Below are 14,216 nucleotides of genomic sequence, written 5' to 3' on the forward strand. Positions count from 1 at the left end.
AGCGCGAACTTAGGGATTCTTAATCAAATCGAAAGTGCTTTATTTTTAAGGAAATGCATAGGGGATAAACATTAGCTTTGCGGCTTTGTAAATTATATGCTCAAAAAGACCTTCCTTCTCAGCTTCCTGATCTCTGCGTTTTTTACCGTGCGCGCCCAGCAAAAATCTATGCCTTTGCAGCATGAAACCCATCGCCTGGCGGAAGGGGAGATGATCAAAAGAGATCGTTCGCTTCACAGTTCGGTGAAGCCTTTTTTGGAAAGTGAGCTGGATTCAGTGTTCGACACCGATTCATTGCAGCGCGACTGGTACGGCTCTACCGATTCTACACCACGCAGCTGGGCACATCGCAAGCTTTACAGCGAACACCTGCTGCAATACAAAGACAATGGGGTTTCGCTTTCTGCGGACTTGCTTTTTGATTTCTCGGTCGGCCGTGAGCAGGGTCGGGGTAGTGTGTTTAACAATACCCGCGGGGTGCAGTTGCAGGGTGACCTTGGTAAGAAGTTCTCGTTCTACACATCCTTTTATGAGAACCTTTCGAGGCTGCCTTCCTGGATCAATGCTTACTCTGCACAAAGAGGAGTAGTGCCCGGTCAGGGAAAAGCGAGAGGCAGCGGCAATAATGTGGACTATGCGATACCGTACGGTTACATCAGCTATACTCCCAATACCTATTTCAATTTCCAGGTAGGGCAGGGTAAAAACTTTTTCGGGGATGGTTACCGTTCGCTGATCCTGTCTGATTACGCTTACAACTATCCTTTCCTGAAAGTCAGCACACGTTTCTGGAAGATCAAGTATGTAAATCTCTGGACACAGTACCAGGATATCAGCAGCGGCTTTAGGGGTCCAACTTATCCTAAGAAATATGCTTCCTACCAATACCTCTCATTTGCGGTAAACAAGAAAATAAACATAAGCCTGTTCCAGTCACTGATCTGGGCCCCTGATACCGCGGGCAACAATGGCCTGCAGCCGGAATTGCTGAATCCCATCATCTTCATGAATGCGCTGAACTTCAACATGGGTTCGCCTGCCAACTCCCTGATGGGATTGAACATGCGGTATAACTTCCTGAAATCTTACAGCGTTTATGGTCAGTTCGTATTGGATGATTTCAACCTGGGAGCTTTGAAAGAAGAGCCGGGCTTTTTTCAACAGAAGTACGGCTTTCAGCTGGGTCTGAAAGCTTTCGATGCCTTTGGGGTGAAGAACCTTTACCTGCAAACGGAACTGAACAGGGTACGGCCTTATGTCTACGGTCACCGGACGCTTAAGATCAACAATGCGCACTACAATGAGGCTCTTGCTCACCCGCTGGGTGCAAACTTCACTGAGGGGCTTCTAAATAGCTCCTACAAATATAAGCGGATGGCTATGGATCTCCGCCTGATGTACGCGCGCTACGGCGCCGATGCGAACGGCTCGCATTTCGGAAAGGATATCTTCCAATCTGACTACGACGCTCCGCGGGGTCAGAACTCTTACGGCAACTATACCGGCCAGGGAGTGAAGACGGATCTCTTCTATGCGAAGCCGAGCCTCTCGTATCTGATGAACCCGTCCACCAATATGAAAATCGAGCTGGGATTAGTACTGCGTAACGAGACCTCGGAGTTGATTAGTGATAAAAGCAAGATGGTGTACTTTGGGATAAAGACGGGGTTGACGAATCGTTATGGGGACTTTTAAGGGAATGTGCAAATTTGGTAATGTGCAAATATGCACCACAGATTAAAAGGATTTCACAGATAAACAGCAATTTAATTTAATCACCATACCCCGTCATTTCGACGACCCTGCGGAGGAGAAATCTCCCATACGGGCCAGAGTGCACCACAGATTCCAAGATCATGGTAGATGATAAAATATGGGTTAACTTTAATAGGCTATTTATTTCACGCAAAGGCCGCAAAGTATAATCTCAAAACCATTGATTTAGACTGATTGTAGAGTGGCAGGCTTTGCGAGCTTTTCGGTTCTTATTTTCGTTTGCGTGCAACCAGAGTGCTATTTTATAATTTGTTAGATGGAATTAAAAGGATTTCACCGATAAACAGCAATTTAATTTAATCACCATACCCCGTCATTTCGACGACCCGTCGGAGGAGAAATCTCCCATACGGGCCAGAGTGCACCACAGATTCCAAAATCATGGGAAATGATAAAACAAGGATCGCTAGCTTTAGTAGGCCTTTCATGTCACGCAAAGGGCGCAAAGATTAAGACGCAAAGATCGCAAAGCTTGATCTTAGAACAGTTGATTTATACTTATTATCAACTGCGCTAGCTTTGCGAGCTTTGCGGTTCTTATTTTCGTTTGCGTGCAACCAGAGTGCTATTTTATAATTTGTTAGATAGAATTAAAAGGATTTCACAGATAAACAGCAATTTAATTTAATCACCATACCCCGTCATTTCGACCACCCTTGGAGGAGAAATCTCCCATACGGGCCAGAGTGCACCACAGATTCCAAGATCATGGTAGATGATAAAACATGGGTTAACTTTAATAGGCTATTTATTTCACGCAAAGGCCGCAAAGTATAATCTCAAAACCATTGATTTAGACTGATTGTAGAGTGGCAGGCTTTGCGAGCTTTGCGGTTCTTATTTTCGTTTGCGTGCAACCAGAGTGCTATTTTATAATTTGTTAGATAGAATTAAAAGGATTTCACAGATAAACAGCAATTTAATTTAATCACCATACCCCGTCATTTCGACGACCCTTCGGAGGAGAAATCTCCCATACGGGCCAGAGTGCACCACAGATTCCAAAATCATGGGAAATGATAAAACAAGGATCGCTAGCTTTAGTAGGCCTTTCATGTCACGCAAAGGGCGCAAAGATTAAGACGCAAAGATCGCAAAGCTTGATCTTAGAACAGTTGATTTATACTTATTATCAACTGCGCTAGCTTTGCGTGCATAGCGATTCTTATTTTGTTTTGCGTGCAACCAGAAAGCTTTTTCAAAAAGCTACTGATAATTTGTTAGATGGAATTGAAAAGATTTTCACAGATAAGCACAATTTGCTATAATCCCCAAAACCTCCGTTATTCAAAAGCGCTTAACAGGAGAAATTTCCGATACGGGCCGGAAAGACGGTCGTTTTTAGACGGCTTAAAGGAGATGCCAGCGTCATCTAACGTTTATAGCAACATTCTGTAGGGACAGGTTCGACTCCTTCGGAGTCGCAGATATTTCGGTGCGATTGGTTCTATAAACCTGTTATCCCTTCGGGATAAATAAAATTCGCCTGCGCCGATCCGGGACGTTGTTCCAAGGCTTGCTTTATCAAGCCTGAGGATCTACTAGCAATAAAAAAGCCTCCCTGGGATCCAGGAAGGCTTGCAACAACAAATGCTTGAAATTAGTATCCCGGATTCTGCTCCAGGGAAGGGTTAGCATTCACTTCTCTGTCAGGTATTGGGAGGACGAGTACAGGGCTGTTATAAGGAGTACTACCCACTGTTCTCTTAGTTCTTTTATAATCATGCAGTCTGAAACCCTCGAAAGCGAGCTCTTTTTCACGTTCAGACAGGATGTCGGCAATACTTGGTGCGGCGATTGGAGCTAAGCCTGCACGCGCACGAAGCAGGTTGATATCGGCAGCTGGTGTGTCACCTATAGCTGTATTCAGGCGAAGGTTAGCTTCAGCCCTGGTCAGGTACATTTCGGTGATTCTGGCAAGGGGAATATTACCGTAGTAGTCAGTCCACTTCAGCGTAAACGATCCCGGTCTGGCACCTACACCGGAGTAGATCAGTTCTGTTCTCCGCTTGTCATTTGCTGCGAATGAATTGGCAAAGGCGGGATTCACACGTGCATCAGCGCGACCGATACCGTCCAAGGATGCGAAGAATGTCGCTAAACCGTCATTGGAGGTTCCGGCGTTGGTTTGTTCGTCCTGCTCGATCTCAAAAATACCTTCGCTAGAATTCTTGATCCGGAACGGCGCTTCAAGATTAGCAAGCAGGTTAAATTCTCCACTTTGAATGACCGTGTTGGCAGCATCTCTGGCTTCGGCATACTTTTGTTCCTGCAGATATACTCTTGACAGGAACGCGAGTGCTGAATAAGTTGTTGCACCCGGACTGTTAGCCTCCGGAAGTTTGGCAACGGCAGCGGTGAGATCAGCTTCTATCTGCGCATAAACTTCGGCAACGGTGCTCCTCGGAAGAACATCAACGTCTGCAGTCGATTTTACCGCTTTCGCAGAGATTGGAACTCCAAGTTGTGTATTTGGCGTTCCTGTTTCGTAAGGTAATGCATAGAGACGAACCAGTTCAAAATGCATGATTGCACGAACAAATAAAGCTTCGCCCTCGATGCGTGCACGTGCTTCAGGATCTGTAACGATATCCAATGCACTTAAGACGGTATTGGCAATATTAATGGCGCGGTAGGCAGCTATCCAGGTACGGTTTGCTTCTGCGTTGGTCGAGATCATGCTTTTGCTTGAAATATCGCCGTAACTGTCAAATGTACCTATCCAGTCAAGGTAGGAATCTCCGGCATACAGGTCAGGGACCATGACCAGGTTGGTGCCATACAATGCGGGGCCGCCCAGAACTGCGTACGCGCCAATCAGTGCATTCTGAACATCGTCAGGACTGGAAAGCGCCGTTTCGGAAGAGATACTTTGTCTCGGTTCTATGTCCAGCTCTTTGGTGCAGGAAACAACTGACGTAAAGAAGGCCAGGGCAAGAACTGATTTGGTTATATATTTAATTTTCATCTTATACGTTTTAAACAAGGTCCTTAAAATCCAACATTGATACCAAAGGTGATGGTGCGCGCCTGCGGCGGAGTATAGAAATCAGTACCTAACTGAACAGGGCCAGCGAATGTGGTATTTATTTCAGGGTCATAACCGGTGTAATCGGTGAAAGTGAATAGGTTCAGGGCCGACAGATAGATGCGGGCATTCTGCGCTTTAATCTTGCTGGCAAACTGCTTAGGAATTGCATAGCCTAAAACAACATTCTTCACACGGAAATATGAACCGTCCTGGATATAGCGAGAGGATGCTCTGGTGCCATTTCCGCCAAGAAATCTGGCCTGGGGCACATCAGTAATGTCACCAGGATTTCTCCATCTCCTCAGTTGATCGCTGGTCTGATTATCGAAGTAATCTCCATTAGCTGACTGGAACCCTCCGGCTGAGTTATAGATCTCGTTGCCTGATACAAACTGGGTTTGAATATCCAGATCAAAATTCCTGAAAGAGAACCTGTTGCCAAATCCACCAAAGAATTCCGGGTTAGGGTCGCCCAACTTCTGGTTGGCAGCATCAGAATACGTATTGGTAGTGCTGGTCCGCGACTCATCTACATAATACAATGCATCGCCGTTTGCCGGATCAACGCCTGCATATGCTTTTCCGTAGAAATAACCGAATGGCTCACCTTCAGCCACTCTTCCTATGTAACGACCGCCCCGGAAAATTGGCTGGCCGGCCAGACGGGTGATCTTGTTCTTATTGAAGGAAATATTAAAACTGCTTGACCATTTAAATGCACCGGCAAGGTTCTGGGAATTTAATGAGATCTCCAGGCCCTTGTTTTCAAGATCACCGATGTTTTGAGTAATTGTTGTAAATCCGTTTGTTGCCGGGATAGGTTTCTCAAGCAACAGATCATTTGTTTTTTTATAATAGACATCCACTATACCAGAGATACGGTCATTGAAAAGGCCGAATTCGACTGCCAGATCTGAAGTTGATGTATTCTCCCATGTTAAACCGGGATCGCCCAAACTGGTTGGTAACACACCGGACGCACCGCCATAGTTAGTACCGCCATACAAGGTCAGAGAGGCAAAATCACCAATCTCGGCGTTTCCGGTCAATCCGTAACTACCTCTTAATTTTAAGAAAGATAGTGTTTCACTCTCCTTCAGGAAGCTTTCTTCCGAAATGATCCAGCCAGCCGAAACGGACGGGAAGGTTCCATAACGCTGATCGCGCCCGAACCTAGAGGAACCGTCAACCCGAACGGTAGCTCCTAAAAGATACCTGTCTAAAAACTTGTAATTAGCTCGTCCAAAATAGGATAGAAAACTGTAAGCAGTTTCAACGGAAGTGCCGGCTGTGATCTTAGCAGCGCTTGCGATCTTTGTGAAGCGGTCTGTTGGGAAACCTTCACCTGTTACATCTGAATTCCGAAGCAGTCCCTTTTGGAAAGACATCCCTGCCAGAAGATCAAGGGTGTGCCTGTCACTGATTACTCTGTTCCAGTTCAGCGTGTTATTCGTATTGAAATTGGTCGCTCTTACATCATTACTGTAACCAAGGCCTGCAGGAGCACCGTCCAAAGTTCTCCGGCCGTTATAGCTCTCTTCTTCCAGTGAGGTCTGATCTAAGCCATACTCACTCCTGAAAACCAGTTGCGGAGTGATCTTTACGCTGGCATAGGCCGTAGTTAATGATTTTATCGTCTTGTTGGTATTTGAGGCATCCGTCAGATCGATAAGGTTGTTATAGTAAATGGTGTTATTGTTATATAAGCCGTCTGCATCCCGCAGTGCGTGTATTGGCGGCAGTGCATTTAACTGTAGCGGGTTGCTGAATGCATTATCGCTGCTTACCCGAAAGTTGTCGAGCTTGGCAATGTTGATGTTTCCTCCAACTTCAATGAACTTATTGATTGTGTGATCTAAACTGATACGACCGCTAACACGTTTAAGCTGATTACCTGCGATAATTCCCTTCGTGTCATTGAAGGTTCCGCCTAACAGGAAGCGCGTTTTACTGTCGCCGCCATTAACATTCAGGTTATATTGCTGAACATAACCATCCTGGAAACCCTGATCCACCCAGTCGGTATTATTAGTACTGTTCCACTCATCAGTGCCCGTCCAGTCGGTCCACACAGCTGCGGCATCTGCCAGGCCTAAATACCCTTCATAAGCAAACGCCTCGTTCATTAACTCACGATACTCAGTTGCATTCAGGAAATCCGCTTTCTTTGTCGGCTCGCTGACACCAGCCTGAACACCGAAATCAACTTTTGTAGTTCCTGAACGTCCTTTTTTTGTAGTAACGAGTACAACCCCATTGGAAGCTCTTGAACCATAGATGGAAGCGGCAGCCGCATCTTTTAATACTTCTATAGATTCAATGTCTTCCGGACTAATTGCGGCAAGCGGATCGTCTGCTTCAGTAAAGCTTCCCAGTTTTTGGGAAACAACTGGGACGCCATCAATTACGTAAAGGGGGCTGTTACCCGCACTTACAGAAGAAACACCCCGTACACGGATCTGTAAGGCCTGGCCCAATTTTCCGGAGGAAGAATTAACGAATACGCCGGCAGCACGGCCTTGTAAAGCGCTTTGGAAAGAAGTTAAAGGGGCATCCTCGAATTCCTTGGATGTTACTTTAGCAATTGATCCCGTCAGTTCTCTCCGTACCTGTGTCCCGTATCCGACAACAACAACTTCGGACAACTGCGTTTGGTCATCTTCCATTGCCACATTCATGGTCCCTGAAGAAATTGCAACTTCCCGGGTTTTAAAGCCGATGTATTTGAAAACCAGAGTTGAAGCTGCGGAGGGTGCGCTCAACTGGAATAAGCCCTGAGCGTCTGTTTGGGTGCCAATAGAACTTCCTTTTACGGTTACACTTACCCCAGGCAGTGGTAATCCGTCGCTCGAAGCAGTGACTTTCCCGGTAACAGTTTTGTTTTGGGCAAAACCAGTGTTAAGGAACAGCACTAAACCGAAAATTAACAGTAAGATTTTTTTCATAAACGTTTGGTTTTTAGTTAACTTAAAAGGAAGGTAGATAAAATCCAACTAAAATTTATAATCCGGAGTGCAAATATGAGTGTAGAAATTGTGGATGCATGCGCCGATCTGTTAGTATGCGATACGAGTATTGGGATTTCGGGCTGTTGATGGGAAAGGGAATGTGTAAATGAGTAGATATTCAAATGTGCAAATGGGGTTCTGGTGAGTTCGCTTTCGGGGTTATATGTTGACTTCTGAAAGCCACCTCCGTCTTGTCGATATTGGCAGTCCGCCATTGCGAGCGGAGGATAACAGCGAACCTATGCTTCGGGGTGCTGAAGGCAGAGGAGGAAGGGAATGTGAAGACAGATAGATATGCAAATGGGGTTTCATTTATGGTGCTTTTTGCGGTAACATCTTAAATTTTCGCCACCTCCGTCCAGTCGGTAGGGACAGGCCACTCCCCCGAGCGGAGGACAACAGCGATAAGCTTTCGTAATGGAGCTGTTGTCGTCATCCCAATCATCAAATTTTCAAATCAACAAATCCCTTCCCCTTCTTCAATCATCCAAAATTTCCCTATCTTATACCATGAACCTGCTGCGCAGTTACCTCGATGATTTTATAGGATTGTTTTTTCCCGAGCTTTGTGCTGCCTGCGGGATGAATCTTTTCAAGAATGAGGAGGTGATCTGCACGACCTGCATTTACCACTTGCCGTACACCAATCATCATTCAGATCCGGATAACCTGGTGGCAAGGCAGCTTTGGGGGAGGTTTGAATTTACATCGGCGGGTTCATTTGTTTACTTTCGGAAGGGCAATAAAGTCCAGCACCTGATGCACCAGCTTAAATACAATAACCGGCCGGAGGCGGGAAGGCGAATGGGGAATCTCTACGGTTTGGAATTAATGCGTTCGGAAGCCTGGTCTATCCCCGAGGCGATCATCCCTGTTCCTTTACATCCTGCAAAGCAGAAAAAACGAAGCTATAACCAGAGTGAGCGTATTGCTGCCGGACTGGCGGAAGCACTGAAGATCCCGGTGATCAGCAATAACCTGTATCGCACAGAAGATACGGAGACCCAAACCCGCAAAAGCAGGTATGCGCGTTTTGAAAATTTGACGCAAGCTTTTATGGTGCGTGATCCGGCTTTGCTGGAAGGAAAGCATTTGCTGCTGGTTGATGATGTGATCACAACGGGTGCTACCCTGGAAGCTTGCAGCATCGAGCTTTTAAAGCTCGCGAATGTTCGGGTTAGTATAGCCACATTGGCTTTCGCCGACTGATTTATAATCGATATTATTGTTGATGCGGCTGCCTGTTTTATGTCTTGCTTTTTTACTCATCCTTTCGGCCTGCCGGAAAGAAGAGAAAATCACTTCTGATACGTCTGCAAAACTTCACTTTTCCACAGATACCATTCTGTTTGATACGGTGTTTACATCGATTGGCAGCACGTCTCGCCGGCTTAAAGTCTATAATCGCAATGAGAACGCGGTGCGCATCTCCGAGATAGCTCTTGCGGGCGCTGATGGCTCGTCCTATCAGATAAATATAAATGGTCAGCCGGTTAATAAAGCTGCTGACCTGGAACTCTCCGGCAATGACTCTTTGAATATTTTCATCAAAGTTTTAATTAATCCAGGTTCTGTCGGTTTGCCGTTCATCGTTACCGATTCGCTTAGTTTTTTAACGAACGGGAACCGGCAATCGGTACAGCTGCGGGCCTACGGTCAGAATGCACGGTTCCTGAACGGGGAAACGATCAGAGGTAATGTTACCTGGGACAACAGGCTTCCTTATGTGATCTATAACTCTGCCCTGGTTGGTGAGGGTTCAAAGCTCTCTATTGAAAAGGGCACGCAGGTTTACTTTCATAAAGACTCCAAATTGTTCATCGCAGGGAGTTTGCAGGTTAGGGGAGATCTGGATGATCCTGTCAGCTTTATGGGAGACCGGCTGGAACAGATCTACGCAGATGAACCCGGACAATGGGGCGGCCTTCATTTCTTAAGTGGGAGCAGGGATAACATCCTACACTTTGCGCGAATTAAAAATGCCATAACAGGTATTCGGATAGATTCCTTGTCCAAGAATACAAATCCTAAGCTGATCATCAATAGTTCGGTGATTCACAATATGGAGGTGGCCGGCTTACTGATGTATAATGCGGATGTCAGCGGTTTTAATAACCTGGTTTACAATTGCGGTCAGTTTTTGATGTATGGCGCGTTGGGAGGCAATTATAATTTTAAGCAGAATACGTTTGCGGGTTTTAATTTCATGTTCTCCCGTCAGAACCCTGCAGTGTATTTTGCTGACTTCTTCAATGCGGATAACGGGATGCAAACTGCCCCTCTGCAAGTAAACCTGGTTAATAATATCATTTGGGGAAGCAACGATAACGAGCTGTTTATGGAGAAACAGGGAAATGCCGAAATAAGCCTATCGTTACATAACAACCTGCTGAAAACAACTAACCTGGCTTTCAGCGTAAATGGTAATATCTTGAATGCGGATCCCTTATTTACGGATGCGGCAAAAGGAAATTTCACGCTGACGGCAAATAGCCCAGTTTTAAATAAGGGTCTTAATCTTACGTCGGATAAGTATTTTTCGGCCTATCTGATTACCGACATAAGGAAAACAGCAAGAATATTTCCTTCAGAACTAGGCTGTTATGAGTTTAAGTAAACTTATTTCCATTTATTCGAAACCTTTCGGGCTATACGATGGTATAAATACATGAGAGCGTTAATTTAGATGAAAGAGCTGGTAGTCCTTAGGGCTCCAGCTTTTTCTATTTAGGATTTAATTGGGATTTTTTTTGTCTGCATTGGGATTAGTGGAGTAAGGGATTGTTGGATTGGATTTGTCTGAACGGGATTCAATGGATTGCAGAATCAGGGATTAGGATTCTTTGTCTAAATTTGGCTTCAAGGAATAATAGCTTCCTGGACTCAAGAACGTGGCCATTACTACCGTGGGAACTGTTATAATCCTGTTCATCTGCTAATCCGGTGAATCGTGATTCAGATTAGCGACCATTACTCTATTTTTAAGATTGCACTAATCATTCTGTTAATATCAACGCTTACAACCCGGCCCTTCTTAAGGGCGGGAAAATTTGGTGTCTACGGCTATTACCCATTAAGGATTGAGGCGTGTGTCCTTTTTTATACTAGATACGAATCAGGCGAAGGTTTACTAATCGTATTTTAGCACCCTGCAATTTATAACGGAACATTCAATTTATGCATGCACAAACTGTAATTGTTTTAGTGAACTGGAATAGTTTTGAATTTACTAATCAATGTTTACGCTCACTCGAACAATGTGATACTTCTGTTTTTGATATTATTGTTGTCGATAACGGTTCAAAAGACTCATCCGGAGATAAGATAAAAAAGGAACACCCTGAAGTAATTTTAATTAAGTCAGAAACCAATCAGGGTTTTGCCGGCGGTAATAATTTGGGAATCCAATACGCTATACAGCACTCGTATAAGTACGTGATGTTATTAAACAATGACACGTTTGTGGAGCCGGATTTTATCGATGTTTTAATAAACTATATGGATGAAAATCCGGATGTAGGGATTATCCAGCCAAAAATATTTTTTCACAACAATCGGAACATGCTCTGGAACGGTGGCTCGTTTTTCAACAAACTGATTACCCTGCCTTATACCCGGGGCTATTTCCGGAAAGACAAACTGGAATATAACCACATTGAAGAGGTAGACTGGGTTACGGGTTGCGGTTTTTTAACCCGTACTGATATTCTAAAAAAAACAGGCATTCTCGAAGAGAAATTCTTCATTTATTTCGAAGATGTAGACTTGTCGTTTAGGATAAAAAATGCGGGATACCGCTTAATATACTATCCTAAGTCCGTTATATATCATATTGCGGGGATGTCCAATAAATCAAAAACAAAGCAGAAAGAAGGCTATGTTAACCCTGTTGTACACTATCTGACCCAAAGAAACAAAATCTGGTTTATCAAACGTTATTTCAAATGGTATTATCTGGTTCCTACCTTTTTATACCATGCTTTTTATAGCTCGGCCGTCATGCTTTATTTTATTGTGAGAGGAAGGTTTAAAAAATTAAACGCATTTTTGTCGGGAATAAAGGATGGACTGAAGGATTCCCTTTAATTGGCTTTTGAATTTTAGAATGGATTGTATCATTATTACCGGCGTAGCCGGACTATTAGGCTCCAGAATGGCAGACTGGCTGCTTATCAATCAACCTCAATATACGATCATCGGGATTGATAATTTAAGCGGGGGCTATCGGGAAAATATCCCGGATCAGGTTGTTTTTTATCAGATGGATGTGGCTTTTGACAACTTGAAGCCCATTTTCGATAAACATCATATTGTGTATGTGTATCATTTTGCTGCTTATGCCGCCGAAGGATTAAGTCCGTTTATCAGAAAATTTAATTATACCAACAACCTTATCGCAACGGCAAACGTTGTGAATGAGTGTATACGTTTCGACGTTAAGCGATTGGTGTTTACTTCGAGCATGGCCGTTTATGGCCAGGGTACGCCGCCGTTTGACGAAACCCATAGCCCCGTACCCATTGATCCGTACGGAGTGGCCAAATATGCCTGCGAGATGGATATCCGAATTGCCGGGGAGCAACATCAGTTGGATTGGTGTATCATCCGTCCACATAACGTATATGGCCTTCATCAAAACATTTGGGACAAGTACAGAAATGTGCTTGGAATATGGATGTTTCAAAAACTAAACAACCAGCCGTTTACCATTTTTGGCGATGGAGACCAGAAACGTGCATTTAGCTATATAGACGATTGTTTGCCCGGTTTTTGGGAAGCAGCAACTGCGGATAAAGCTTCTAAACAAATAATCAATCTGGGCGGCATGGTTGAAACTTCCATTGCCGAAGCTGCAGAGATTTTGAGCGGCATTGTTGGCGGCGCAGAGATTCAATTTTTAGAGAACAGGCATGAAGTTAAATATGCTTATCCTACCCATCAAAAATCTATTGAACTGCTAAACTATAAGGAAAAGACCAGTTTAACTGAAGGCCTGACCAAAATGTGGGAATGGGCTCAGCAGCAACCTGAGCGTGACCGTTTCCAATGGGAAGAATATGAGCTTGACAATGGGATTTACCAGTATTGGAAACCCGCAGTTTCTGAATCTCTGCCGGCAAACAAAAGGTTTTGAAAAAATTGGCAGCAGGCGCATTTTCCAAATTAAAGAAGACAAAGATCCTGTCCAACTTCGTGAATTTAAGCAGCATCCAGCTGTCAAACGCGTTATTACTCATTCTTCTCTACCCGGTTATTACCCGTATTGTGGGTCTGGAAGCCTTTGGGCTGATCATGCTTGCGAGTGCCTTCGCGGGATTATTAGGAATTATAGTGAACTTTGGTACCAGCCAGTCGGGCATTAAGGACGTGGCAGTCCATAAGAATGATCCTCAGAACCTCTCAAGGGTGTTTTACAACACGCTGTTTATCCGGCTACTGATCTTCGTCATTTTTCTGGTGTTTTTCTCGCTTGCCGGATTAGGGGATTTCGTTCATTATAATTATTATCTTTTTGCCATTCCGCTTATTCTTGCAGAAGTCGTTAATCCGTTATTTTTATACCTGGGTACTGAGAAGCTGGCGGTTTACAATATGGCTAATCTGGTGGGCAAGGTGCTGGTCATCATTTCGGTGTTCATTCTTATCGAAGGTTCCGCCGATGCGGTGTGGGTAAATTTTCTGTTGGGGGGAATGAATACGGCGATCTATATCTTCCTGCTGATCAGGGGTATAATTGTCTATAAATTGCCCTTCAGCCTTCCAGCTAAGTTGGATATGGTTGAACTCACAAAAAACAACTTCTTTCTGGTAGGAAACAATATTTCTGTACAGCTGCAGCAGTCGCTGATGTTATTTGCACTGGCACGCTGGGGCAACCCGATGTGGCTGGGCGCTTATTCATTGTGCGATAAGATCACCTGGTCAGCACGCCTGATGATCATGTCAATCTCTAACTCGGTTTACCCAAAGGCAGCGTCTCTGTTCAGTGAAGATTCCGTTGTCTTTGTGATGTTCAAAAACAAGATCAAGAAAATGCTGACCCTGGCTTTTTTAGGAGTTTCAGCCGGCATGATGATCTGTGCCGGTCCGATAATTTACATTATCGCGGGTGAGCCAAACGAAACGGCGGAAACCATGCTGCGGATCATGTCGCTGGTACCGGCGGCTGCGGCTTTAAATTCGCTGAACGTTTTGGAGCTGCTGATCCGTGGAAACAACCGTTCTATATTTAATATCGCAATGGTTTTGCTAGCGCTGGCCTTTGTATTATCTTTCGGTATCAGCTTTATGCAGAACATTTACATGCTTGGCGCTTATACGCTGTTCATCGAACTTAGCGCTATTCTGATGTATGAATATGTAATCAGAAAGGAATATCCTGTTTATGCTTAACCCGGGCA

Annotated in this window: 8 protein-coding genes; 6 read left to right on the plus strand and 2 right to left on the minus strand. The window is 44.6% G+C overall.

Features of this window, described 5'->3' with window-relative positions:
- Positions 1-96 precede the first annotated feature (96 nt).
- Complete coding sequence (locus AC1MCB_RS18235) at positions 97-1,695, plus strand: hypothetical protein (protein WP_479966149.1); 1,599 nt, start codon at positions 97-99, stop codon at positions 1,693-1,695.
- A 1,681-nt stretch (positions 1,696-3,376) separates the two neighbouring features.
- Here AC1MCB_RS18235 and AC1MCB_RS18240 read toward each other — a convergent pair.
- Together AC1MCB_RS18240 and AC1MCB_RS18245 are read right to left on the minus strand one after the other, a co-directional pair.
- Positions 3,377-4,744 carry a RagB/SusD family nutrient uptake outer membrane protein gene (locus AC1MCB_RS18240; RefSeq protein ID WP_479966150.1) on the minus strand — a complete coding sequence of 456 codons (1,368 nt, stop codon included), beginning with the start codon at positions 4,742-4,744 and terminating at the stop codon, positions 3,377-3,379.
- Between the two features lie 23 nt (positions 4,745-4,767).
- On the minus strand, positions 4,768-7,752 hold the full coding sequence (locus tag AC1MCB_RS18245) for a SusC/RagA family TonB-linked outer membrane protein (RefSeq protein ID WP_479966151.1): 2,985 nt from the start codon (positions 7,750-7,752) through the stop codon (positions 4,768-4,770).
- A 573-nt stretch (positions 7,753-8,325) separates the two neighbouring features.
- Between AC1MCB_RS18245 and AC1MCB_RS18250 the strand changes: the two genes are divergently transcribed.
- The 5 genes from AC1MCB_RS18250 to AC1MCB_RS18270 all read left to right on the plus strand — a co-directional run bounded on the left by AC1MCB_RS18250 (position 8,326) and on the right by AC1MCB_RS18270 (position 14,208).
- Positions 8,326-9,024: a ComF family protein gene (locus AC1MCB_RS18250; protein ID WP_479966152.1), complete on the plus strand. Its 699-nt coding sequence runs from the start codon at positions 8,326-8,328 to the stop codon at positions 9,022-9,024.
- A 22-nt stretch (positions 9,025-9,046) separates the two neighbouring features.
- The gene (locus AC1MCB_RS18255; RefSeq protein WP_479966153.1) at positions 9,047-10,432 is read left to right on the plus strand and encodes a hypothetical protein; all 1,386 of its coding nucleotides are present in this window, start codon (positions 9,047-9,049) and stop codon (positions 10,430-10,432) included.
- Between the two features lie 560 nt (positions 10,433-10,992).
- On the plus strand, positions 10,993-11,901 hold the full coding sequence (locus tag AC1MCB_RS18260) for a glycosyltransferase family 2 protein (protein ID WP_479966154.1): 909 nt from the start codon (positions 10,993-10,995) through the stop codon (positions 11,899-11,901).
- Between the two features lie 19 nt (positions 11,902-11,920).
- Positions 11,921-12,949 (plus strand): NAD-dependent epimerase/dehydratase family protein, encoded by a 1,029-nt coding sequence (locus AC1MCB_RS18265; protein WP_479966155.1) that lies wholly within the window; start codon positions 11,921-11,923, stop codon positions 12,947-12,949.
- Entirely contained in the window at positions 12,946-14,208 is a 1,263-nt protein-coding gene (locus AC1MCB_RS18270; RefSeq protein WP_479966156.1) for an oligosaccharide flippase family protein, read from the plus strand. The genes AC1MCB_RS18265 and AC1MCB_RS18270 overlap by 4 nt, the downstream gene beginning before the upstream one ends.
- The last annotated feature ends 8 nt before the right edge of the window (positions 14,209-14,216 follow it).

It is taken from the genome of Daejeonella sp. AP26 (genome assembly GCF_056680515.1).